Raw genomic sequence first — 25,761 nt, forward strand, 5'->3', positions numbered from 1 at the left:
TGCCCGTCCAAATTGTGCAAGTTGAATGCTCAACAGCTTATAATCCGGCGCACATTGATACACAACAGGTCTTACTGGTTATACCAAGCTTGTCGCCACTGCTTCATTTGGTTAATTTCCGTTTCTTGCGCCTGAATAATCTCCTCAGCCAATTTCTTCATTTCCGGACGCTGAGACTTCTCCAAAGCATCTTGAGCCATATCTAAAGCCCCTTCATGGTGAGGAATCATCCCATTGATAAAGCGCAAATCAAATTCAGCATCAGCTGCACCCAAATCCATGCTCATCATCATGGCTTGCTTTTGCTCAGGTGTCATCTCCATCGCATGACCCATTTCGGCATGATAAGCCATTGCTTTATCCCCAGCGTCAGGATACCAAGCTGAACGCCACTGCTGCATCTGAGCAATTTCCTGATTTTGAGCGGTAATAATTTCGTCCGCTAGCTTTTTCATTTCAGGACGTTGTGATTTTTCCTGTGCTTCCTTAGCCATATCTAAAGCTCCTTGATGGTGCAGAATCATGCCATCAATGAACCGTAAATCATAGCTAGCATCGGCTGGACCTAAATCCATTGCGTGATCCATACCACCGTGTTTCATCTGCTGCTGGTCGCTTGTTTCGCTTGCAGTCGTGGGGGTTGGGTTTTCAGAAGTCGTTGTAGAACAAGCTGTCAAAACTCCGCCAGTTAAGGAGGTCAACATTACAAAGCTCAACGCCAAAAAATTATTTTTCAAAGATAAAATTTGCATAACTCTCATCCACAAGACATAATTCCGATTATATAATAAACTCTCTAGTTAACTAGAGAGTCAAGCTGTGCAGGAATTTTTACCCCACTATTGAGCATTGCAGACAAAGATGAAACCAGGATGAAATGCTGCTATTCCCTGACTACAATAGAAAGTGAAACATCGCCTCAAGGTGATTGGGCATTTATTCCCCAGTCCCAGAGCATTGACTATGAAACGACTTCTCAAGCAATCGGCTCTTTGCTTATTTTTACTCGTAAGTGGATGTAGTATCCCTACCAGAGATGTCAGGAATGCTCAACAGCCAGCAGACCAAAACCTATTCCCGATATCAACCACCAATTCTGATCTAAATTCCAATATAAATCTCAATGTAAATTATGTAATACGGGTTGTTCAACAGGTAGGCCCCGCAGTAGTGCGAATTGACTCCACACGCACTGTACAAAGATCACCTGACCCTGTAATAGAAAGATTTTTTCCGGGACAGTTACCCACGAGAGAAGAAGTACAAGAAGGACTTGGCTCAGGATTTATAACTACTACTGATGGTTTAATTTTTACTAATGCTCATGTGGTAGCAAATGCAGATAAGGTAACAGTTTTATTAAAAGATGGTCGCAGTTTTCAGGGCGAAGTGGTGGGTGCTGACTCTGTTACTGATGTTGCTGTTGTCAAAATTGCTGCTACGGAATTACCAATAGTCAAGTTGGGTAACTCAGATAATTTAATGCCGGGAGAACCTGCGATCGCGATCGGAAATCCTTTAGGATTAGATAATACAGTCACCCAAGGAATCATCAGCGCTACACAGCGTTCTGTAGCGGGTCTGGGTATACCAACCGAGCGAGTTGACTTTATCCAAACCGATGCAGCCATTAATCCCGGTAACTCTGGCGGCCCTTTGCTGAATGCTCAAGGAGAGGTAATTGGGATGAACACCGCTATCATCCAGGGAGCGCAAGGATTAGGTTTTGCCATTCCCATTAATACTGCTCAACGCATTGCAGCACAACTCATAGAAAAAGGGCGAGTAGACCACCCCTACATCGGCATTCAAATGGCTCAATTAAGTCCTGAATTGCGTGAGAAAATTAATCAAAGTAATGTTGGTATTACCATTACTCAGGATAGGGGTATCATTATTTTAGGAGTCGTCCGCAACTCGCCTGCTTTCCGGGCTGGAATGCGTCCCGGTGATATTATTGAAAGTATTAATAATGTGGCGATTCAAGATACCAAACAAGTGCAGCAACAAGTAGAAGCCACCAATATTGGTGAAACTATGCAAATTACTATCAATCGTGATGGTAGCAGACAACAAATCACACTTCAACCAGAAGCTTTACCCACAAAATAGCAACACAGTCGTATAAAATATACAGCGAATTGCGGACAATTTATTAAACCTGTAACCTCACCAAATCAAAGTTTTATCTCCCTTCTCCGCTTACGGGTTGGGGTGCTAATTTGTAATAATTGTCACTAATGAACCTGACTTAATATCAAATCTCAAATTAAATTTAACTTTTGCGTAAAGTTTTGGTGATTTCAGAGAAAAATAAACAGATGCAGTCGTTTTGCATCTAAATACCGAGGTCGTTGAGATGATCAATGAGCTTTAGTCATTCTGGGTATAAAATACTCAAAGATATACAGCACTTTTTCAGTAAATCAAGTACACAGATTAATGTGATAAATCTTGTGGGGTTCCTTGTGTACACAACTTCAATCAAATGTGCTGTATAAAGCTAAAAAGGTAAAAAGATGAACATACAAGAGTTAGCTAAATTATTCAATGAGTATCAAGAACATTCACCAACAAGTGATGAAGCAAAACAGATTAAAACTCAACTTATCTTATTTTTATCTTCATGCTATTGGTGGAATTCAAAATATATGCTCAATCTTTTTCCTGAAAATATTCAGCAAATTCAAGGTAAATTACAACAAGAAATTGCCGATAATTTTAAAATTTGTATCAACAAAACATCTAATTCTCAAGAATTGGCAGAACTTTTGCTCACAGAAGCTCTAATTCTTCACAAAAAATATCAGAAAGAGTTAATCACAGATAAATTTATCAACATCTTAGCTATACAAGTTAAAACAACTCACCCCAATAGCTTTCAAAGAAAACAAGCTGTGCAATGGCTGATTAAAGCTATAGACACAAAAAATACATACAAGAAACAAGGACTTGGAGGAAATTTACAATTATCTCCACAAGATTATCAAGACGCTTTTAATGAAGCTAAAGGAGAGTCTATTCGCTATGCTTTAGACAATATTGATAAATATGACGACACAAAAGGAGATTTTATGGCTTTGATAAATTATTGGATTCCTCGAAAATTTATAGATGCAGGTGTCAGAATTTTAGGAATCAAGAAAAATCAAACGCATCTAAAAGCAGAATCTAAAATCAGTATTTCGACTGAAGACCCAAATTTCATGAGAGAATATCTTTATGATAATATTGAACAAAAATTTGGTTGTTCACAAAAATCCCAAGAAATTAAAACCCTGATTGCAGAAGACCCAAATAATAAACTTGGTAAACCCATTAGAAAAGATAAAACTCATATTACCTTTAAAGATGTATTAATTGCTATTAATTGGGAAGGAGAAACTTTTAAAAATCTGTCCAGGAAATGGGAAATACCATACACTACCATCAAAAGTTTTTATGAGCGAGAATTTCAACAAGTTAAAGCTGATTTAGCAGATTATTTACAATAACTAATTAGGAAGTATAGGCAATGAATACTTGGGAACTCACTGAAAATTTGATTTTTACAGTTAATCTAAAATCGTCTCACCGAAAAATGGCCAAAGAGTTGAGCAAAAAAAAATTAACTTTAGTTAAAGCCAAAGAATTTTATCATCATGTTTTAGCTATATGTGCTGTAAAAGATTATTTAGAAGCGCTAGGATATGAAACTGATTGGAATGACAGCGATTTTCACCATCCTGTGATGTCTACTTTTGCCGATGTAGCAGATTTAGAAATTAAACATCACGGTAAGTTAGAATGTCGTGCAGTTTTTTCAGATGGCGATATTCAGGTTTCAGAGGATGCTTGGTCAAATCGTATCGGTTATGTATTCGTACATATAGACGAAACGTTTTCAGAAGCTAATATTCTCGGTTTTGTATCTTCAGTAGCAGAAACAGCAGGAATTGTATCTAGGGATAAATTGCATTCTTTAGAAGATTTTCCTGAATATTTAAGTCAAAAAGAAAAATCACAAATTATTGGAGAAGCTTTTAGTGAATCAATTCAAGCAGGAGTCGTAATTCTGAGTCAGTGGCTAAAACAAACTACAGAAAACATTGAGCGAGAATGGCAAAATGCTGAGGATTTGTTGATGAGACAACCACACAATTTAAGTTATATGACCAGAAATACTTCTGAAACTATCAACAAAGCCAAGTTGATTAACTTAAAAATAAATTTGGCTAGTCAATCAATCATATTGCTCTTGACTGTCATACCACAATCAGCAGAAAAGCTCAAGATTCGCGCTCGCCTATGTCCAGTTTTAGAAGAAAAATATTTACCATTAGGTCTGAAATTAGAAATACTTTCTCAATTGGAAGAACCTCTTAAAGAAGTTCAATCTGAATTGAGAGATTATTTTATTCAATTACCAGAATTTACTGGTGAGTTAGGCGATAAATTTAAGCTGAGAATAACTTTTGGTGATGCTAGTTTAACTGAGGATTTTATGGTTTAGTTTTTAGAGTTGTATAAATAATCATGAGAAATCTTGTTTCTTTGCGGTTAGGAGAGGGGAGTCTAGAAAGCGGATTCTCTCACATTTTAGTAAAGATATACACAGGAGAAAAATTAATTGAAGAAATAGATATTGGTAGCCTACCACCTAATCAAGAGATTGCCAAAACTTACCAAAAATGGCAGTGGCTATATGAGGAATTTATTACTAATAGAGGTAGTATTTTAGAAGAAAATGTTGATATTCAAAGCCTAAATTGGCAACCAAGAGCATTAGAATTTGCTGAAAATAGTGTAGAGCGAGGAAATCAAGAGAGTGCAACAGAATTAACTGCTTATTTAATTGAGAACATTAATAAATGGCTAAGTTCCTTAGAATTTCAACCAATTGACCAAGCTTTACGCACTCACCTAAATACAAAAGATGAAGTAATTTTAGTAATTCAAACGAATAACGAAATATTAAGAAAATTACCTTGGCACGAATGGAGTTTTTTCAAAAAATATACAAAAGCAGAAGTCGCCTTAAGTGCGCCTAAATTTTCTTTTAAACCACAACAAAATTCATTAAATGCGGGAAAAGTCCGAATTTTAGCAATTATTGGGGATTGTACAAATATCGATCCAGAAGCAGATTTGAATACTCTGAGAAATAATCGGGAAGTAGAGTTAGAAATTATCTCTCAGCCTTCTCGTCAGCAAATTTGCCATCGCCTCAGAGAAAAACCAGGATGGAATATCTTATTTTATGCTGGACATAGTAAGTCTAATGCTGAGAAAGGATGGATAAGTATAAATGCGAAAACTAAGCTAGAAATATCTGAGTTAAATTCGGCGTTAGAAGTAGCGATAGATAATGGTTTACAATTAGCCATTTTTAATTCCTGTCAAGGTTTGGGATTAGTACCTCAACTAGAAGAGTTAGGTATACCTCAGATTATTGTGATGCGGGAACAAGTACAAAATCAAGTCGCCCAAGAATTTTTAGCAGAGTTTATTGCTAGTTTTTCTAGTGGGAAATCTTTCTATGTTGCTATCAGAGAAGCCAGAAGCAGACTGAAAGATATAGAAGATCAATATTACTGTGCAAGTTGGCTACCTGTAGTTTGTCAACATTGGTCTGTTATCCCACCTACTTGGTCAGAACTACGTGATCCTCCTTTAGTATGTCCTCCTAATCGATATTTGCGTCAAGGAAGTGTAATTTTATCTGGGTTGTTGGTGGCGATGTTGGTGATAGGAATGCGGTCTTTTGGTTTTCTACAAACTTGGGAATTTACAGCTTTCGACTGGTTGTTGAAAATGCGTCCCCATGAAGGGGTAGATTCTCGGTTGTTAATAGTGGAAGCTACAGAAGCAGATATCAATCGTTGGGGTTATCCTTTATCTGATGGTAAACTAGCTGCAACTATTGAGAGTATACAACAATATCAACCCAGCGTTATCGGTCTATTAATATTTCGCGATCGCTCGATAGAACCAGGTCATCAAAAGTTACTAAAACTTTTACAAAATGATCTTAATTTAATTGTTTTATGTAGTGTGAAATTAGCAGATAATGACCCTAATAAACCGGGGATTGCTTCACCACCTGGAATTACTGAAAACCGTTTAGGCTTTAGCAATATAGAGTTAGATGAGTTCGATGGTATTCTGCGTCGTCAGCTACTATTCATGAATCCTGATTTAAATAATCCTTGTCCTACTCGCTTTTCTTTTAGCTTTCAACTAGCATCAAAATACTTAAATGCCAAAGGAATCAAGCCAGAAGTTATAGATAGCGATCGCATCAAAATTGGACAGACTACAATTAACCGTTTACAATCAAATAGTGGCGCATACAAAAACTTAGATAATCGCGGTTTTCAAATCTTAATTAATTATCGTAAACCCGAAAATATTGCTCCTACTGTTTCTTTGAATGATGTCCTAGAAAATAACTTAAATCCCGAATTAGTCAAGGGACGCATGATTATTATTGGCGTAGTTGCTGCTATATCTAATCCCACAGATTACTTTTCTACTCCTTACAGTCAAGGTGTTTTACCTCAAATATCAGGAGTTAAAATTCAGGCGCAAATGACCAGTCAAATTATCAGTGCAGTTTTAGATAAACGACCTTTACTATGGACTTGGCCGGAAACAGGAGAAAATTTTTGGATTATAATTTGGTCTTTAGCAGGAAGTGGAATTACAATCGCCTGGTTAAAGCATCATAATTATTTTTTACTATATATATATATTGGGATTTCTATTTTTATTCTTTGTCTAATTTGCTTTATATTTTTATTGTCAGGCGGATGGATACCGTTAGCACCATCTGTAATTGCTTTACTGGTTAGCAGCCTGACTGGATACCTATTGCTAAAATATTGGAGTCTAATACCTATTAAAATTCGCAAAAGTTAAAAAATATCTGTATACAGTACGTTCAAAGGTGAAAAATACAAAAGATGTAACTTAAAACACTTAACAAATTAATGATAATTATGTTTTTTTATGATAAAATACTAAATTTAGTTTTTCTATTTAGAAATAAAATCAATCACATAATAACATTAGATCATGAAAAAAACCAGCACTTATATCTTCCTTTTAATTTTAACTTTGGTCTTAGGCGATCGCTATTTAATTCACCCAGTAGCTGGTCAAAACCTTCCCAAAGAACCGCTTCAGTTTAATCCACCTAATAATGGCGCACCGGGAGGAAATCGTTCTCGCTCTTCTACTAACACAGGAAGTCGTGATGATTGTCCTGCTGTAGAAAAAGCTATCACTGCTTTAATACCGCAAACAAATTGGGGAAATACCCTCGCTGAACGTCCTACTTTTTGGTTTTATATCCCTCATAAACAAGGTAATTTAACTCTAATTATTAGAGATGAAGAAACTACTGCACCTGTGGCTGTCCTGAACTATAAAGTTAGTAACGGTGGGGGTATTGTGAGTTTTCCAATACCTGAAAATGTACCTGCTTTAGAAGTAAATCGTGCTTATCGTTGGCGAGTGTATTTTACTTGTAACCCCAATATTCAACCGTCACTCACAGGAGTAGAGGGAGTAGTGCAACGAGTCGCTACAAATGAAGCTTTCACAACATCAACTATTTCTATTAAAGAACAAATTGATTTATATGCTAGTCAAGGTTTATGGTATGAAACTATAACTAAATTAATTGAATCCCTTCGTTCTCAACCAACAGGCCAAGAATTAAAACAAATTTGGTTAGATTTATTATCCCATCCCGATGTAGAATTATCAGAATTTATATCTGAGCCTTTAGTTAATTGTTGTAATGTTGTTTCCGAATAATTAGAAAGCCATGAAAAAATATAAAAACATTAAATTATTCCTGATATTTCTGACATTATTTACCGTAGCTTTTAGCTCCAGTTTGAGTTTTTTACCCTTTCAATTTAGTATAGCGATCGCGCAAAACAATAGCAAAGCCGAAGCCGATAGACTCAGACAGCAAGGAGAACAGCAATTAGCAGCCGGACAATATGCACTTGGATCAAATTCTCTAGAACAAGCCATGAGAATGTATCAGCAAATCGGTAATATAGACATGGTAAATCAGCTTAGAGATAGATTGATTCTTTTGTATCGTTTACGAGGAATATTTGATAAACTCCAGGAGCTAGTTTCTGAAAATAATCAAGAAAATGTGAAAGAAGAAAGCCAAAAACCTCTAGACGAACATCAACTAACTCCTTCAATCCAACAATTAATTGATCAAGGTTTTATCCGCCAAAACAAACAAAACTTTCTAGGAGCAGAAGGATATTTTCAGCAAGCATTATCTCAAGCTAAAATTATTGGCAGAGAACAAGACCGAATTAGAACTTTAGAAGTATTTGGAGGATTTTATCTATACAAGGGAGATTTTGTTAAAGCTCTGGCTCATTTAAAACTAGCCGAGAAATTATCAACAGCTAGATATCACGCCTTCAAGAAATCAGGTAATTCTTCTGCTTATGACTATGACGATGAAATACAACGCAATCTCATTCCTATTTTATTACTAATATCTGAAACTTATTTACAGAAACAACAGCCTAGTCAAGCATTACCTTATCTTCAAAAAGCCGATGCTATTACACCCGGAATAATTTTCTATATTGACGGTGACATTGGTGGAGGTTATAAAAATTTTAAAGATTCTGCGCTTTACTTCAGTCGAGTCCACTATAGTTTAGGGAATTATAAACAAGCTCTTAATTATGCTCGCCGATCTATAGATATAGGTGAAGCAATGCAAATTCGTTATGATAAATTAGTCTGGGAAATGGCTAACATTAATAATGAAGGTGACTTTGGTAATGGACAAGGGCGAGTTTTAGCTGGACTGGCTTTAGAAAAATTAGGACAACTAAAAGAAGCCGAACAAGAATTACGCCAAGCTACGCAAATATTTGAAAATATTAGGAAAAGGTCGAGATTTCAAGGATATACGCAACACATTTTTAAACTCTTTAACAATCAAGTTCGTGCTAATGCGTTATTACAGCGAGTTCTTTTAGCTCAAAATAAACCAGCAGAAGCTTTAGCTGCTTCCGAATGGGGACGTACCAGATTATTAGTAGAAGCTGCAAGCGCACCTAGCGATATTAGTTTAAAAGAAAGAGTCGAAGCTTTAGTAAAAATTGTTTACCCTCGTGAAATTATGATTCAGCAAATTGCTGGAGAAATACGAAGATATTTCGATTCATTTCCCCCAGGACTTGACCATCAATATAATAGACAAGACATCTCATTGGCTGATAGAATCAACTTTGATGCTGAAGACGTGCGAAGATATGTCAATTCATTTCCCCCAGGAGTTGACCGTGTATATAATAGGCAAGGAGAAGCCATCTTATTGTCTGATATAGTCAACTTTGATTACGAAAAAGAAGCAGAAGCACGAATTCAGTCAAAAACAAAAATGTGGTTAGACGCTGTAACAGAAAACCCAGCCGCTCTAGATCAACTCGCAACCCTCGCCAGTAGAACCACATCAGATATTAAACCTCCAGATATCAAACAACTACAACAAACTGCACGCTCTCATCAAACAACCCTTGTACAATACTCAATTATTTCTGAAACTACATTTTTCCATCCATCCTCTCTCCCCGGATATTATGATAATCTTCATTGGAACACATTTCCGGGAGAACCGGAAAAATTAGTCATTTGGGTAATTAAACCCACAGGAGAAATCATATCTCGTCAAATCGATTTAAAAGAGAAAAATATTAACCTGAAAAACTTAGTAACTAACACCCGTCAAACAATGGGATTAAATCGCAGCATTGGCGTATCCCTCAAACCAGGTGCAGAAGTCCCAGAAAATTTAAATCGCAGTTCTTCAGGAGTTCCCGCCCAAGAACAACTCAAACAACTACATAAATTACTCATAGAACCCATTGCAGATTTATTACCAACCAACCCAGAAGCCAAAGTAGTTTTTGTCCCCCATCAAGAATTATTTCTCGTCCCCTTTGCAGCTTTAATCGACTCCCAAAATAACTATCTCATCGAAAAACATACAATTCTCACAGCACCTTCAATTCAAGCTTTAGAAATCACCCGCCAAAAACAGCAAAAACAAACTCAACCAGGTAAAATTGCATTAGTAGTAGGTAATCCCACAATGCCTACAATTACCCTACCTAATCAACCATCCCCTATCCAACTCCGTAATTTACCCGGTGCAGAAAGAGAAGGAAAAGAAGTTGCTCAATTCCTAAACACCAAATTTTTAACAGGAGACAAAGCCACAAAAAATGAAGTATTAAAACAATTACCCCAAGCCCGATATATTCATTTAGCAACTCATGGACTATTAGAAGATTATGCCAGTTTTGGTATCCCCGGTGCAATTGCTTTAGCTCCCTCCAAAATAGATAATGGCTTATTAAATGCCAGTGAAATTCAAGAATTAAATTTAACAGCCGAATTAGCAGTTCTCAGCGCTTGCGACACTGGCGGAGGTAATATTACTGGAGATGGTGTAGTCGGTTTATCTAGATCATTAATTGTTGCCGGAGTTCCCAGTATAGTAGTTTCATTATGGGCTATTCCCGACCTAGAAACAGCAGACCTGATGGTGGAATTTTACCGTAACTTTCAAGAACACAAATTAGACAAAGCCCAAGCATTAAGACAAGCCATGTTAACCATCAAAAAAGATTATCCTAACCCTCTTTACTGGGCTGGTTTCACCTTAATCGGACAATCAAAATAACGTATTTTTAACCCGCGGAGGCGGCCTTCCCTCTGGGAAGACGCTACGCGTCTCGTTTGTGTAGCCGCGACTTCTAGTCGCCAGGGTTAAAATTATAATTATCCAACCATGACTCATTTCCCACGCCGTCAATTTCTGCAATTTGCTGGTTCAGCCTTAACCACATTAGGCTTAAACTATTTCAATATTAAAAATCAAAGTTTACGCTATGCTCAAGCTGTTTCCGCTTCCACTCCTCGGAAACTAGCCTTATTAATTGGAATCAACAATTATCAAACCGTAGAAAATCTCAAAGGCTCAATTACAGATATTTATCTGCAAAGAGAACTCTTAATACATCGTTTTGGCTTTCATCCTCAAGATATTTTATTAGTCAGTGATGAAAGTGAAATTAAACCCACTCGCGCCGGAATATTACAAGCCGTTGAAGAACATCTGATTCAACAAGCAAAACCAGGAGACACAGTAGTTTATCACTTTTCTGGACATGGTTCTCAAGTATTCGACCGAGATAGTGGTTTTTCAGAAAATTTAAATAGTACATTTGTTCCGAGCGATCGCGCCATTTCTGTAGTCAACAATCAACTACAAGTTTCCGACATTACCGGTAAAACCCTCTTCTTATTAATGTCTGCAATCAAAACAGAAAATCTCACCGTAGTTTTAGACAGTTGTTATGCAGGGGGAGGAAAACGAGGAAACCTCACCATCAGGTCAATTGCAGACGGGAAACAATACACTCCCAGCCAAACAGAAATAGAATATCAACACAAATGGCTATCTCACCTCAATATATCCCCCCCAGAACTAGAACAACAACGCAAACAGGGTATAGCCAAAGGAATAGTAATTGCAGCCGCCAGAAAAAACCAAATCGCCGCAGAAGCATACTTAGATGATTTCGTCACCGGAGCATTTACTTATTTAATGACACAATACCTCTGGCAAGAAAATAGCAACACACCAGTAAAAACAGTAATTACTAATATCTCTCGCAGCATCAACAGTACATTTACTTCCAATCAAACCCCAGAATTAACAGCCAAAACCAATAGTAACAACGCCCGCAAACCAACATATTTTCTCACCCAACCAGTCCCCACAGCCGAAGCCGTAATTACTCAAATAACGGGTAAAAATGTCAACCTGTGGTTAGGAGGAATACCACCCCAAGCCCTAGCCGCATTCAAGCAAAACGCCATCTTTCAACTAATAGACAACCAAGGAATTGAGCGAGGCAAAATCCAACTAGAATCGCGCAACGGATTGACTGGTAATGGTAAAATTTTAGAACTGCAAACACCAGAATTATTAAAACCAGGAACCTTATTACAAGAAAGAATTAGAGCCATTCCCTCTGATTATCAATTGCGAATTGGATTAGATAATTCATTAGGTCAAGATATTGCTATAGCTAGAAACGAAATTGCCAAAATAGAGCGAGTCCAACCCGTTACCTTACAAACAGGAGAAATTCATTATATATTTGGTCGCCTCACAGCAGCACAACAAGCAGAATTAAAAAACAAACAAGCCCCCTATATTCCCCCTCTCCATAGCCTCGGTTTATATACAGAAGCACTCGATTTAATTCCTGGTTCCTTTGGGAGTGCGAAAGAAACCATAGCTAACGCCTTAACTCGACTCCAGCCTAAATTTCGTTCACTTTTAGCAGCGAGAATTATCAAATTAACCTTAAATGCCAACTCATCCCGGCTCAACGTCGTAGCTACTTTAAATATTGTAGGTAGTCAGGAAACATTTGCGGCTCAAATTCAACCATTTATTAACCGTTCATTCGGTAAAGTCAGTGAACTTAACGTCAATCCTCCCCCTAATCCTCAAATCAATTACGAAAACGGAATACCTCAAATTCCTTTAAAAACACTCATTCGATTTGAAATTAAAAATCAAGAAAATAGCGACCTTTATATTACAGTCTTAGTAATTAACCCCGAAGGAAACATAGATGTCATCTTTCCTAACACTTGGTCAGCTGCGGATAACGCCACCCTAGTAGCAGCAGGAGAAACTTTAAGAATCCCCAACTCACAAGATATTTGGCAATTAGAAATTATTGAACCTCTAGGACTAACAGAAATCTTAGTAGTGGCTAGCAAATCACCTTTAAGAAAGAGTTTGCAGAGCTTACAAACCATTGCTAAACGACAAGTCAACCGAAATGTACCCATAACCATAGCTGATAATCCCACAGAGGTTATCAACTTATTAATAGAAGATATTCATAGTGGTACTTTGAGAGACACCCCCAATATTACTTCCAAAACAGCAGCACGTTTAAGCGATACTACACAATTAGCAACCATGTCCATCACCTACCAAGCCGTAAAATAAGCAGTAACTATAGGAATCAGATTGATTTGATTAGTGAAAAAATCTCAGTATATGTAGGGTGTGTTATGGCTTTAGCCTAACGCACCGTCTTCCAGGTCTTGGTGCCACCCTAATTAAATTTCCCATAGTCCGCCCAGACTGACTTTATACAGCACCTTGCCAATAATATCATAAGTCTTGTGGGAGAGGGCAAGGACTGCCCGCCCTTGTGTACGCCGAAGCTTATTCCTTTGTCCACAAAATAAAAAACTTGAAGAATTTGCGTAATTCTTCTGCCTTTCATGCGAAATATTTAGTAAATAAGCATTTCTCAACACAGGAGACGTTATGAAAAGTGTTTTCAGAACTACTCAAACAATACAAACAATCAAAATCTTAGCATTATCTACTGTTTCCTCATTATTCTTAACTCTAGAAACAGCCGCAGCAACTTATGGCTGGCAACCTGAGAGTTTAAAAGAAATATCACAATTACAACTTCGGGTATCCAAAAAAGAATGTCCTATTGGGATAAGTCAACAAAATTTACAATCAGGTATCGCAACTCATCTTATTAAAAATGGTATTCCTATTAATAAAACTAACAAAGCTGAAAGGAATCCTTATATAAAAATTAGCATAAATTGCAAAACACGTGATCCTTTTGCTTTCTCTATTATGTTACAGGTTATTCAAGAGGTAGCAGTGAATGGTAAAAATATCGAAGGAATTATATATAGTCATGGAACTTATGGAACATCTGGTATTCCTGAATATTCTAGAGGTGAGCAGAGGTTAATAGTAACGTGGGTACTAAATCCATTTATATCTGATTGGAAATCTGTGAAGTAATTAGATCAAATATATCATTCTTAATCAACTTTTAGCGGAGTACATTTATGGGGAATTATTTTAACCGTCGTCAGTTTATTATTGGTGCAGGATGTTTCGGCGGGACAGTCTTAGCAAGTAACTGGTCGTCTCATAGTTCTGCCCAAACTTCTGAACCGACTTTAGAGATATATCTACTTATTTGGCAGAGTTATGGTGGTAAAATACCGTGGAATAATTCAAATCCTAGAGAGGTAGCTGAAAAATCAGCCTTTGTTGTTTGGTCTTATATTCAGGAAGAACTTTATAAACGTAGAGACTATATTTTAAGTGATACTTTTAGACTTTCTACTGTCTTAAATAGTCTTTTCAGTAAAGGTTCTATCATTGGACACGCTGCACTTTTCACTAGATTTAGAGACAAAAATGAACCTTGGCAAGAGTTATGTTTTAGCAATACTGGTGAAAATGTTGGCTTTTATCAAAGATGGATTACCAGAACTGGATTCAACCCTTTGCAAGTCAATCCCAGATTTCCCAGACGTAGACCATACATCAATACCTCTTTTTATCTTTTTGATCAGGAAGATCGAATTATGATTTGTTGCTATCCTTTAGAGGTTTTAGCCGGACATCTTCAGGGGTCGTGGGAAACACTTCAACAATTTCAATCTCGACTAGTAACACGGCGTAAACCGAGGGTAGCGAAGCAGGTTTTATTAGGCGCAAAAGCAAAGGAAACATTTGCTTTACTTCAGGAAATAAAAAAGCAAACCAGCCTCACAAGTGGTCCGGGTGGTCCAGTACATTATGGTTTGAATATCAGAGAAGTGAGAACGATTGACAATTTCAATAATTCTTGGCCAATGAAAACGTATCAAATAGGAGGTCAAAAGTATCCGATTTGGGGCGGTTGTGCTAATTCCGTTGCCAGTGTACTTCAAGCAGCTAACCTTTCAAACATGATTGAGGAGAAAGCCAGATTTAGAATGCAACTTTCTTATAATGCCTTTCAAAATGCAGTCATACCAATATTAATTGGTTCTCAAGCCTTTGATAGAAATACCCGTAGTGCAATAGATCCTGATATGCTGAGTGAATTAAAAAGGCTTCCCACCCAATGGGGATCAGGAAATACAGTAGAGTTTTACGATCCTAATTATTGGTACGACCTACTTCCCCCAAATAAAGATGAATAAGGGGTACAACCAAAGTAAATGAAACCTTGAAAAAATATATCAATATTTCCTGAACAAAATACATGAAAATTAAATGGATACTGGTTTTTATTCTCAGTTTATTAATCACACTTTTACCATTACCAGCCCTTGCTAATGCTGGAACAGCCTTACTCTGGGCTGGAATCATACATCTTTTGGCAGGTAATGGAGTCATTGCTTTAATTGAAGCAAGACTACTTTCAAAATGGTTTCATACACCACATTCAAAAACCATCAGTATCTTGATTCTGGCTAATTATATCTCGGCTTGGGTGGGTCTATTATCCCTAGAGCGACTATCCCGTAATCTTGCCACTATAACTATTGAAAATGTCCATGTCTGGCTTTATATCTTTGTCGCCCTTGCTTTTGTAATGACGTTAATTATTGAATATCCTTTCTTTTGGATACTATTTTACAAACAGCAAAACTCATTTGCCAAGGCTCTTAAAGCTACATTTATTATTCATGGTATCAGCTATCTCCTGCTATTAGTTTGGTATGGTTGGGCTAGTCAGACGAGTATGTTAACTCAGCTTGATGTTGTCTCAGCCTCAGAGTTACAACCGAGGGAAGAATATGTGCTGTATTTCATCTCTGCTGAAAATAAGCAACCAATTCGGTCTAATTTGGCAGGGAAGTTGCAACAGACTATGCAGTTATCTGAGTTTGATTCTGTGATTCCTGAAGTTCGCCCTCCTTCTCGTTCTGTCCCCAAACTGACTGAAAATACAAATTGGGAATATAGGCTAAGTTATTGGTCTGCGGGAGGAATTACAGGGGAGAATAAATCTGAAAATTTAAGCTTTCAATTTGCTCTTGAGACACCTTTTGCATGGTGGCGTGTGAGTCATGCAACTCATCTGGAAGGGGATTTTGTGGTATTTCAACTGGGTAAGGATCAAATTTGTATTCTTCATCCTGAACAGAGAAAAATAGCTTTGATTGTTAGGGGAACCCAGCCGGTGGTTGTGAAGGCTCAATAATTAAACTTGTACACTAAGCCTTGGCAAAAATTTGTATTCTGAGTCTATTAATCACAATTTTATATTCTCCAGCCCTTACTAATGCCGGAACAGCTTTAATGTGGGCTGGATTTATACATCTTTTAGCAGGTGCAGGTCATGCAGTCAACTCACAAACAATCATAGGACTTGTCGCAATTTACAAGCTGAGTACGCCTTCCTGTGTTGGGATTGTCATTCTCCATCATCATCGGTGCAATAATCATTGCGCCTTCAACAAGGGTTCTCATCATCTGGGCTTTTTGTTCCTGTTCCCTTTGCAGAAAAGCACTGCGTTCCTCTGGTGACAGACTCTCAAGATACTGTTTTTTTTGTTCATCTCGTTCTGCTTGTAGTTTTTTCCTTTCTTCCTGATATGCTTTACGTTGTTCTTGTAATTTGTTTATTCGCTGTGGTTGTTGGACGTTACGCATCTGATTGCGATTATTTCTGGGGTTGGTGATTGCATCAACAGTATTTGTGACTTCATTCACAGTATTAACAGTGCGTTGGATATCTCGCCAGAACTGAGCTACTATCATGTTGTTGGGATTTTCCACAGCCTCTAATTTTTGAGTTGATAAGTCTGCATTCGGGGTTTTGGATGCGGCCATGACAGGATTGATATTTGTCAGAACCATTAGAAACAGTGCGATTTGGGAAAGTTTTTTATTCATAGGTCTAAAATACGCAGATGGTTGAGAGATAATTAACGACTGTAGTTTGTCGTTATATCAAGTATTTCTCCAGATAAGTCGCGATATTACGCAAATAGTCAAAAAAATTAGTTTTGAGTCTCAAAGCTCCTGTAAGCAAGCTTTTTGATACTTAGCCGGAAACGTCAACTCTATTGTTTACCTGCTGCGGTGGAAGTATGACCAGTAAATTTCACTCTGATGAGAGAATTATTCTTTGAAGGTGTCCCTATCAAAAGATACATCTCATCTCTCTATCGTTTGCTAGAGGCGAAATCACTTACCCTTTTCTATACTTGCGTTGATATTTACAAACCTTTGGGCATAAACAATACAGCACTTCCGGCAGCTATGAGGTACATCCCCAAAGCTGAAAGCTATGATAGGAGAGGGACAAGGAGAAAACTGTATTGCATAATAGCCGGAAGCGCTGTAAAACTTTCTTAACTACGAATTACGAATTATGCAAGGTTTTCGCCTAGGTTCTATTTTCGGATTTGAAATCCGAGTAGACTTGTCTCGGTTCTTAATTTTTTTCCTCGTCCTGTGGACTTTAAGCGTGGGTATCTTCCCCACCAACTATCCAGGATTTGACAGGGGAACTTATTTTGGTATGGGGATAGTAGCAACACTACTATTTTTTGCATCGCTGCTGGCGCATGAACTTTCTCACACCTTTGTAGCCAGGGCTAAAGGAATTCCCGTCGAAGGTATCACCTTATTTATTTTTGGTGGAGTTTCCCGTACCCGTATGGATGCTGAAACTCCTGGGGATGAGTTTCAAATAGCTGGGGTGGGGCCGCTTGTGAATCTGCTGCTGGCTGGGCTTTTTGGCTTGATTTGGTCTGTGGGTGTAAATGCTGGTTGGAGTGTCGTCTTTACAGGTGTTTTTGCTTACCTGGCTGCGATTAATCTGGCTTTAGCTATCTTCAATATGCTCCCAGGCTTTCCCTTAGATGGCGGTCGCGTTTTTCGTTCAATTATCTGGAAGTATACTAGACATCTCAACAAAGCCACAAAAATCGCCTCTAATGGGGGCAAATGGCTAGCTTATCTCTTAATTTCCTTCGGTGCTTTGGAGATGTTTGGTCGTGCGATTTTAGGCGGACTGTGGTTGATTCTCATTGGTTGGTTCTTGTACAACGCCGCCGAAAGTAGCTATGAGGAGCTTCTGCTTCGCACCAGTTTAGAAGGGGTACAGGCGCGAGAAATCATGACTCCTCATCCTGAAACTTTCAGTCCTGACATGAACCTCCAAGAGTTAGTAGATAGATACTTTCTCAATCGTCGCTATCATTCTTTTCCAGTCACACAAGACAGTCATCTTGTAGGCATTATTACTTTAAATCAGATCAAGGATATTCCCAGAGAAGAATGGAAATATCGCACTATCAAAGATACAATGAGTCCTATAGAAAACCGTGTTATTGCTCGTTCAGAAGAGAAAATGTCTCAAGTATTGCAAAAAATGCAAGATTCAGGAGTTCGTCGTATACTGGTGATTCAACACGACTTACTCAAGAGTATCATTACTGCTCATGATTTGGCTAATCGGTTGCAGCGACAAAGAGAATTTGGTCAGGTTACTTAACGATTGATTCACTGAAAAATAAGCATAAAAATGGAAATAATCTTTACCTTATTTAAACAGGTTAGTGGGTGTAAATTTGCCATTTCTAGGTGAATATTCTGAGCAATCTTTCGCTTCTTCCGTGAGGACAAGAGAAGGTTGTACGGCACATTTGAGATAATGATTATTTGCATAAAAGCGACAATTTTTACACGGGACTTTATGTAAACCTTTGACAGCAAAAACCATCTTATTGTCTACAAAAGTCCGAACTTTTTGCAAAATCAGGAAAAAAAGTACCCAACTGAAGAGCAAGGCTATGGGAGATAAAGTTAAAGCTATCTCATGAATATTTAAGGCATCTGGCTGTATTTGCTCTTGTTTAACTTCACTGCGAGTGACCTGAGAAAAATTTCTATTTTCAGCTATTTTTTTTAACAGAACTGGCTCAAGAGACATCTTCTTTACCCTCAACTATATACAGTATTTTGATTTTTGATTCTAAGTTCATTGGTAATTTGAGAAAAGCCATAAAATTCTATTGGCGTTGCTTGGTGGTTAATTATTGATTTATGGGAATTTTGTCAAAACTAATCAGAATAAATCTTCAGAATGATAATTTTCCCAATAAAACCCAAATTTTTGCAAACTGAACAGTTAGTATTTTTTCTTTCATTGATTAACTAAATTTTAGATAGGGATTATGTTTTAATTATATATTTAGCAAAATAAAATTTATCGCATATCTGTCGATAGTTTTGTTGATAATTTTTGATTATATACCTAAAGAAATAGATTAATTAATTGGTTTAAAAGGGGGCTTTTCTATGTTAATATTAACCATAATCTAAGCTTAATTTTACTAAAATGCAAAGTTGTCATAAATTTAGATTGGTTTTTTGCAGACAAAAAAAAGAATAAAACTTTAGTTAATTAAGTATACTGAGGAATCATTAATGTTAGACCTTCTTCTCACTTGGTTAGTTACTACAATTAGTTTTTTAATTATTTCTAGAATACCTATAGGCATTGAAATTGATAGTTTAGGTAAGGCAGCCATTTCTGCGGCTGTTTTTGGAGTGTTGAATGCAATCTTGCTGCCAATTTTGAGTTTAGTGACATTACCCGCAATCATTCTGAGCTTGGGATTATTTTTCTTTGTGTTAAATGCGATTATTTTTGCTCTAGCGGCTGCTTTAGTTCCGGGTTTTACTCTCAGATGGGGCTTTTGGAGTGCATTTATTGGCTCGATTGCTTTAGCGATTGTTAATTCTATTCTTTTGGCTATTGTCAGAGCAGGGGTTTGAAAGTTTTGGTTAAATCACTGCAAATTTTTACTCTTTCATCATACAATTATTAATCATGGTGTGAATAATTATGTCCAAATTTATCCGAGAAAAAATTGCTTTTGTTCTGACAGGAGTGTTGCTGGCTATTGTGCTAATTTCTTGTCAAGCAGTACCCATAGCTGAATCACAATCTCCTCAACCAACTCCCACTGCAACAACCTTCCCCCCCGTAGCTTCTCCTGATGGTGAACTGAGTGCTAGTCCAGCCAAGTTACCGCTATTACCTTATGATTATTCGGCATTAGGAAAAGCTATTGATGCGGAAACGATGAAATTACATCATGATGGACATCATGCTAGTTATGTGAATAACCTGAATGATGCTCTGAAACAAGAGCCAGAGTTGCAAAAAAGCAGTGTAGAAGCTTTGCTGAGAGACTTAAATAAGGTTCCTGAAAATATTCGGACAAAGGTACGTAATAACGCTGGTGGACATCTTAATCACACCATTTTTTGGCAAATTATGAGTCCTGACGGTGGTGGAGAACCTACAGACGAAATAGCCGCAGAGATTAACCAAACTTTTGGCAGTTTTGATCAATTTAAACAACAGTTTAACGCAGCTGGAGGCGATCGCTTCGGTAGTGGTTGGGTGTGGCTAGTGCGTAACCCCGCAGGTCAATTGCAAATCGTCTCCACAGCTAATCAAGATAACCCGATTATGGATGGTGCATATCCGATTATGGGTAACGATGTCTGGGAACACGCATATTACCTGAGATATCGCAACCGCCGGGCGGAGTATTTAAATAATTGGTGGAACGTGGTGAATTGGCCGGAAATTAACAAGCGATCGCTTATTTCATTACAGTAACGAAAGCAAACTTCGTAATAGTGAGTATTTTACAACGGATATCTCTGTTTATTCTGGCAATAGTAGCCTCGATATCACTAATCTTGATTGCCTCTCCCGCAGTTATCATACCCCCAGTTAACCCGGTGGAGCCAGTCACTGTTTATGTGGTTGATTTAGGCTTACATTCGCAGTTGGTTTTGCCTGATGGTGAGGATGGTTTAATTCAGTATGCTTATGGTGATTGGCGTTATTTTGCGTTGAATAAGCAAGATTTGGGTAATGGCTTTGCAGCGTTGCTGTTTCCGACTCAGGGAACTTTGGGTAGACGAAAATATGATAATATCGCCCAGTTGCAGCAGGCTATAGATGGTAATACTAATATCCTGAATTTTGCGGTAGCAAGGGCTAAGGCTACAAGACTACAAAATTTGTTGGCTAAACGCTTTCAGCAAAATATTGAAACGCAGATTTTTAATCCAGTTAATCAAATGAATTTTGTTCAAGATGATTTGGACTATACTTTGTATCATAATAGTAATCATGAGTTGGTTCTGTGGTTACAAAGTTTACATTGTCGGGTTGAGGGTTTTGTGTTGTTGGCCGATTTTCAAGTGCAATATTTGCGTTAATTAGACTATATTGGGTGGTGGATTACCTCACGCAGAGGCGCAGAGGAGAGGAGAAGATGAGGTGCAATTTTGCTATTTTATCTTCAAATTTAGCAAGGTTGAATTTCCGATGTAAGTATTAAGCGATCGCGCAGTTTGGACTAAGAAATTATTCGGCTCTACAAGACATGGACTGGAAGCTAAAACTGCTGATAAAGGAACTGCTACCACTTGTCCATTTTGCCAAGCTACCATCTGTGCCGATTGATTATCAGCTAACAAATCTACCGCCGCTTTACCAAAGGCTGTGGCGATTAAACGGTCTAAAGCTGAGGGTATACCACCGCGTTGGATATGTCCTAAAACGGAAACCCGAATGTCAATCAGCAACAATCAAACGCTATCAGTATCAACAGGATGCACTGATTGAGATATTGCATAAAGCGCAGGAACTTTTTGGCTATTTAGAAAAGGATGTAAATGACTCCTAGCCAGGTAGTAGATGCTATTACTAGCAGTGGTTTACGGGGACGTGGTGGTGCTGGTTATCCGACAGGTTTGAAATGGGCGACTGTAGCGAAAGCCGAGGGAGAACGCAAGTGTGTCATTTGCAAGGGGTGACGGATGTGGGGGCTTGTCGGTTGTGTTTGGTGGAGATTGCTGGTAGTAATAAGCTTCGACCTGCTTGTGTGACTAAGGTGACTGAGGGGATGGAGGTGAGGACAGATAGCGATCGCTTGCAAAAATATCGGCGTACAATTATCGCTATAGGGAAGCTGTAAATGTAGTTGTTCATATTTGGCATTAAACACCTGTGCAGTGCTTTCCTGTCGCTTACCTTCTACTGTGTTGATTCTGGGTAACTCCAACTCCACGTATTTTGAACCCTCATATCTCCCGATAGATGCTTCTATTTTGTCTAATTCGATAATTTGGTTTTCTATACGATACGCACAGGCATATCCACGCCAACAAATACTGCTTTTTCCAGTCACTTCTAGTCCATATATTTCCGGGTCAAAGGGTGACTTACCACGATATTCTATGAGTAGATATGTGATCCCTTTGTATTCTACTGTGTCCTGTATCTGGGCTGTCATTTTTCTTCCCCTTAGCTGCTTGTCTTATTACCCGTAAAACTTGCTTGATGTGTTGTGAAACTAGCTGCCGCCAAGGTACCACCCGCAACTAACAATCTACCTGTAGAGGTTCGCGCAGCGTTCCCCACGAAAGGGATACTTTACCCTAATATCCCGATCAAAACCATGAATAGCAATATCATCATAATTGGTTATGGTAATGAATTGCGTAGTGATGATGGTATTGGACAAAAAGTAGCCAAAGTCTTACAGCTATCACAGGTAAAATCCATTGCTGTTCACCAACTGACCCCCGAACTAGCTGAAATTTTAGCCGGTGCTGATTTAGCAATATTTATTGATGCTTGTTTAATTTCCGAAAGTTTTCAAGTACAAGTACAATCCCTTTCACCGACATCTTGCAACATCATCTCTGGACATACAGCCGATCCGCCATCCTTACTGGCTCTCACTCAAGCCCTGTATAATTATAGTCCGCCGGCTTGGTGGATCAAAGTCCCAGGAGTCAACTTTGAATTAGGATATAGTTTATCACCAATTGCGGAAATTGGTGTAGCGATCGCTTTACAAAGAATTACCCAAATTATAGACGCAAATTCCAACTTGTTTCATTAAAATTTTCGGAACCAAGCACATTTCCACCGCAGGTAGTAGCAACTCATGCAAAAACCTACACAGTCATCTATTCAACGCGCCTACGATATTTGGCGAACACAGCAGCAAAATCCTCTGAACGTGATGTTTGCTCCCCAAAGTGTGGCGGTAATTGGTGCGAGTGAAAAACCTCATAGTGTGGGGCGTACCTTATTATGGAACTTAATTAGTAATCCTTTTGGGGGAATTGTATTTCCTGTTAATCCCCAACGTCATAGTATTTTGGGAATCAAAGCCTACCCGACTATTTTTGATGTCCCCGAACCAATAGATTTAGCAGTTATTGCTACCCCAGCCTCAACAGTACCAAGTATTATTGCTGAGTGCGTGGATGCAGGTGTTAAAGGTGCAATTATCCTCAGTGCTGGTTTTAAAGAAGCTGGTGCTGAGGGTATAACCTTAGAGCAGCAAATACTTGAGGTTGCCCGTCGGGGACAAATGCGGATTATTGGCCCTAACTGCTTGGGTGCAATGAGTCCGCGCACGGGTTTAAATGCGACTTTTGCCAGTTCAATGGCACGACCGGGAAATGTCGGCTTTATTAGTCAAAGTGGAGCGCTCTGCACTGCTATCCTGGATTGGAGTTTCCGAGAAAATGTAGGTTTTAGCGCCTTTGTTTCCCTTGGCTCAATGCTCGATGTGGGTTGGGGAGATTTAATTGACTATCTTGGTGATGACCCTCACACTAAAAGTATTATCATTTACATGGAATCAATTGGGAATGCACGTTCATTCCTGTCAGCAGCGCGGGAAGTTGCTTTAACGAAACCGATTATTGTGATTAAAGCCGGACGTTCCGCAGCCGCAGCTAAAGCCGCAGCCTCTCATACAGGCGCATTAACTGGAAGTGATGAAGTTCTGGATGCAGCTTTTCGGCGTTGTGGAGTATTGCGGGTTAACAGTATTTCTGACTTGTTCGATATGGCGGAAGTATTAGCAAAACAACCCCGTCCCCAAGGTTCACGCCTGACAATTTTGACTAATGCAGGTGGTCCGGGAGTCCTGGCTACTGATGCTCTGATTGCTTCTGGTGGAGAAGTTGCACCAATTTCTGAGGAAACTATCACCTCCCTTAACCAACTATTACCTACACATTGGAGTCATGGCAATCCTATTGACATTCTAGGGGATGCTGACCCTCAGAGATATACTCAAGCGTTAGAAATTGCGGCTCAAGATGCCAATAGTGATGGCTTATTGGTAATTCTCACACCCCAAGCCATGACTGACCCCACCCAAACAGCCGAACAATTAAAACCCTACGCGCAGATATCTGGTAAACCTATCCTGGCGAGTTGGATGGGAGGCGCAGATGTAACCGCAGGGGAGATGATTCTGAATCGCAACCATATCCCCACATATCCTTATCCTGATACTGCGGCGCGGATGTTTAGTTATATGTGGCAATCTAGTTATAATTTGCGTGGTATCTACGAAACTCCTGTAATGTCTGCGCTTGATTCTGCGTCAGGGATACCAGACCGTAACTGTGTGGAGAAAATTATCCAAGCAGCGCGACAGGCACAGCGAACGATTCTTACAGAGTTTGAATCCAAGCAGATTTTAGCAGCTTATGGTTTGCCGGTGGTGAGTACTTGGGTGGCTGAAAATGAAGATGAAGCAGTTCAATGTGCTGAAAATATTGGTTATCCAGTTGTTTTAAAGCTTTTTTCCCACACAATTACCCATAAAACCGATGTTGGTGGTGTGCAGTTAAATCTGCGAGACGCTGAAGCCGTCAGACGAGCTTACCACACCATTGAATCGTCGTTAAATGAGAAACTACAAGACCCTGATTACTCAGCACTCAGGAAGGAAGCCTCAGCACTCTTCCTCGGTGTAACTGTGCAGCCAATGGTCAAAATGGCTGGTTATGAACTCATTATTGGTAGTAGTCTTGATGCTCAATTTGGCCCGGTGTTGCTTTTTGGCACTGGAGGACAACTTGTAGAAATTTTTTGCGATCGCGCGATGCCTGCGGCGAGCGTAGCTATCGCACTTCCCCCTCTAAATACCACTTTAGCACGACGCATGATCGAGCAAACACAAATTTACAAAGCCCTCAAAGGAGTCCGGGGACGCAAAAGTGTTGATATGGCCGCCCTGGAAGAATTAATGGTGGTATTTAGTCAATTAGTGGTAGAACAACGCGCAATTAAGGAAATTGATATTAACCCCTTGCTAGCTTCATCTGAGCAATTAATTATCCTCGATGCCCGAATTATTCTCCACGAAGCAGATGTTAAAGAAGAGCAACTACCAAAGTTAGCAATTCGCCCCTATCCCATACAATATGTCAGCCAGTGGCAGACGAGAAATGGCACGACTGTGACTATTCGTCCTATCCGTCCAGAAGATGAGCCGTTGATGGTAAAATTTCATCAGACACTCTCAGAACAAAGTGTTTATTTTCGTTATTTTCACTTAATTAAACTGCAATCGAGAGTAGCCCATGAACGGTTAACACGGATTTGTTTTATTGATTATGACCGGGAAATAGCCTTAGTTGTAGAGTATCAAAATCCCGAAACACAGACACGGGAAATTTTGGCAGTTGGTCGGTTAAGTAAAATACATGGTACGAATGCAGCAGAATTTGCTATTCTGGTATGCGATCGCTTTCAATGTCAAGGCATAGGAACCGAGTTACTGCGACGGTTACTGCAAATTAGTCAAGATGAGCAACTAACCAGAATTACTGCTGATATCTTGAGTGATAATTATGCCATGCAGAAAGTATGTGAAAACCTGGGTTTTCAAATTGAGCGCACAGATGATCCTACTGTAGTGCAAGCCCAAATTGAGATAAATTAGATATAGCGTTTCCTAATCATATAAGGTATATCATAGCCCCCTCCTCGCTTGCGGCTACCGTGT

19 protein-coding genes and 3 pseudogenes are annotated in these 25,761 nt (G+C 38.7%); 18 read left to right on the top strand and 4 right to left on the bottom strand.

Annotated elements, in window-relative coordinates; translation table 11 throughout:
- Window positions 1-71 precede the first annotated feature (71 nt).
- Window positions 72-752, bottom strand: coding sequence for a DUF305 domain-containing protein (locus ACM0OW_RS14225; RefSeq protein ID WP_414550755.1), 681 nt, complete (start codon window positions 750-752; stop codon window positions 72-74).
- A gap of 211 nt (window positions 753-963) precedes the next feature.
- Between ACM0OW_RS14225 and ACM0OW_RS14230 the strand changes: the two genes are divergently transcribed.
- The 10 genes from ACM0OW_RS14230 to ACM0OW_RS14275 all read left to right on the top strand — a co-directional run bounded on the left by ACM0OW_RS14230 (window position 964) and on the right by ACM0OW_RS14275 (window position 16,094).
- Window positions 964-2,112, top strand: coding sequence for an HhoA/HhoB/HtrA family serine endopeptidase (locus ACM0OW_RS14230; protein ID WP_414550756.1), 1,149 nt, complete (start codon window positions 964-966; stop codon window positions 2,110-2,112).
- A 407-nt stretch (window positions 2,113-2,519) separates the two neighbouring features.
- Entirely contained in the window at window positions 2,520-3,494 is a 975-nt protein-coding gene (locus ACM0OW_RS14235; RefSeq protein WP_414550757.1) for a hypothetical protein, read from the top strand.
- A 20-nt stretch (window positions 3,495-3,514) separates the two neighbouring features.
- A complete protein-coding gene (locus ACM0OW_RS14240; protein ID WP_414550758.1) occupies window positions 3,515-4,492 on the top strand; it encodes a DUF1822 family protein in 978 nt (325 codons plus the stop codon).
- Window positions 4,493-4,515: 23 nt separating this feature from the next.
- Window positions 4,516-6,900: a CHASE2 domain-containing protein gene (locus ACM0OW_RS14245; protein WP_414550759.1), complete on the top strand. Its 2,385-nt coding sequence runs from the start codon at window positions 4,516-4,518 to the stop codon at window positions 6,898-6,900.
- Window positions 6,901-7,056: 156 nt separating this feature from the next.
- Window positions 7,057-7,803, top strand: coding sequence for a DUF928 domain-containing protein (locus ACM0OW_RS14250; RefSeq protein ID WP_414550760.1), 747 nt, complete (start codon window positions 7,057-7,059; stop codon window positions 7,801-7,803).
- 10 nt (window positions 7,804-7,813) lie between these two features.
- Complete coding sequence (locus ACM0OW_RS14255; RefSeq protein ID WP_414550761.1) at window positions 7,814-10,723, top strand: CHAT domain-containing protein; 2,910 nt, start codon at window positions 7,814-7,816, stop codon at window positions 10,721-10,723.
- A gap of 108 nt (window positions 10,724-10,831) precedes the next feature.
- Window positions 10,832-13,078, top strand: a complete 2,247-nt coding sequence (locus ACM0OW_RS14260; RefSeq protein WP_414550762.1) for a caspase family protein — start codon at window positions 10,832-10,834, stop codon at window positions 13,076-13,078.
- Between the two features lie 327 nt (window positions 13,079-13,405).
- Entirely contained in the window at window positions 13,406-13,909 is a 504-nt protein-coding gene (locus ACM0OW_RS14265; RefSeq protein WP_414550763.1) for a hypothetical protein, read from the top strand.
- A gap of 47 nt (window positions 13,910-13,956) precedes the next feature.
- Window positions 13,957-15,087: a hypothetical protein gene (locus ACM0OW_RS14270; RefSeq protein ID WP_414550764.1), complete on the top strand. Its 1,131-nt coding sequence runs from the start codon at window positions 13,957-13,959 to the stop codon at window positions 15,085-15,087.
- A 62-nt stretch (window positions 15,088-15,149) separates the two neighbouring features.
- Window positions 15,150-16,094, top strand: coding sequence for a hypothetical protein (locus tag ACM0OW_RS14275; protein ID WP_414550765.1), 945 nt, complete (start codon window positions 15,150-15,152; stop codon window positions 16,092-16,094).
- Window positions 16,095-16,243: 149 nt separating this feature from the next.
- On the opposite strand, the gene ACM0OW_RS14280 is transcribed toward ACM0OW_RS14275, so the two are convergent.
- A complete protein-coding gene (locus ACM0OW_RS14280; protein WP_414550766.1) occupies window positions 16,244-16,789 on the bottom strand; it encodes a hypothetical protein in 546 nt (181 codons plus the stop codon).
- A gap of 481 nt (window positions 16,790-17,270) precedes the next feature.
- Between ACM0OW_RS14280 and ACM0OW_RS14285 the strand changes: the two genes are divergently transcribed.
- A complete protein-coding gene (locus tag ACM0OW_RS14285) occupies window positions 17,271-18,398 on the top strand; it encodes a site-2 protease family protein (protein WP_414550767.1) in 1,128 nt (375 codons plus the stop codon).
- 48 nt (window positions 18,399-18,446) lie between these two features.
- On the opposite strand, the gene ACM0OW_RS14290 is transcribed toward ACM0OW_RS14285, so the two are convergent.
- A complete protein-coding gene (locus ACM0OW_RS14290) occupies window positions 18,447-18,836 on the bottom strand; it encodes a hypothetical protein (RefSeq protein ID WP_414550768.1) in 390 nt (129 codons plus the stop codon).
- A 497-nt stretch (window positions 18,837-19,333) separates the two neighbouring features.
- Between ACM0OW_RS14290 and ACM0OW_RS14295 the strand changes: the two genes are divergently transcribed.
- The 3 genes from ACM0OW_RS14295 to ACM0OW_RS14305 all read left to right on the top strand — a co-directional run bounded on the left by ACM0OW_RS14295 (window position 19,334) and on the right by ACM0OW_RS14305 (window position 21,151).
- Complete coding sequence (locus tag ACM0OW_RS14295) at window positions 19,334-19,684, top strand: phage holin family protein (protein WP_414550769.1); 351 nt, start codon at window positions 19,334-19,336, stop codon at window positions 19,682-19,684.
- 70 nt (window positions 19,685-19,754) lie between these two features.
- The gene (locus tag ACM0OW_RS14300) at window positions 19,755-20,540 is read left to right on the top strand and encodes a superoxide dismutase (RefSeq protein ID WP_414550770.1); all 786 of its coding nucleotides are present in this window, start codon (window positions 19,755-19,757) and stop codon (window positions 20,538-20,540) included.
- A gap of 20 nt (window positions 20,541-20,560) precedes the next feature.
- On the top strand, window positions 20,561-21,151 hold the full coding sequence (locus ACM0OW_RS14305) for a DUF2459 domain-containing protein (RefSeq protein WP_414550771.1): 591 nt from the start codon (window positions 20,561-20,563) through the stop codon (window positions 21,149-21,151).
- 72 nt (window positions 21,152-21,223) lie between these two features.
- Here ACM0OW_RS14305 and ACM0OW_RS14310 read toward each other — a convergent pair.
- Window positions 21,224-21,517, bottom strand: a pseudogene (locus ACM0OW_RS14310) (6-phosphofructokinase); the annotation flags it as partial.
- 93 nt (window positions 21,518-21,610) lie between these two features.
- On the opposite strand from ACM0OW_RS14310, the pseudogene ACM0OW_RS14315 reads away from it, so the two are divergent.
- The 4 genes and pseudogenes from ACM0OW_RS14315 to ACM0OW_RS14330 form a co-directional block, all read left to right on the top strand.
- Window positions 21,611-21,742, top strand: a pseudogene (locus ACM0OW_RS14315) (hypothetical protein); the annotation flags it as partial.
- Window positions 21,730-21,894, top strand: a pseudogene (locus ACM0OW_RS14320) (2Fe-2S iron-sulfur cluster-binding protein); the annotation flags it as partial. The pseudogenes ACM0OW_RS14315 and ACM0OW_RS14320, both read left to right, overlap by 13 nt.
- A gap of 501 nt (window positions 21,895-22,395) precedes the next feature.
- A complete protein-coding gene (locus tag ACM0OW_RS14325; RefSeq protein WP_414550772.1) occupies window positions 22,396-22,845 on the top strand; it encodes a hydrogenase maturation protease in 450 nt (149 codons plus the stop codon).
- A 45-nt stretch (window positions 22,846-22,890) separates the two neighbouring features.
- Window positions 22,891-25,698, top strand: coding sequence for a bifunctional acetate--CoA ligase family protein/GNAT family N-acetyltransferase (locus ACM0OW_RS14330; RefSeq protein ID WP_414550773.1), 2,808 nt, complete (start codon window positions 22,891-22,893; stop codon window positions 25,696-25,698).
- The last annotated feature ends 63 nt before the right edge of the window (window positions 25,699-25,761 follow it).

Source organism: Anabaena sp. CCY 0017, assembly GCF_963920885.1.
Lineage (GTDB): Bacteria > Cyanobacteriota > Cyanobacteriia > Cyanobacteriales > Nostocaceae > Nodularia.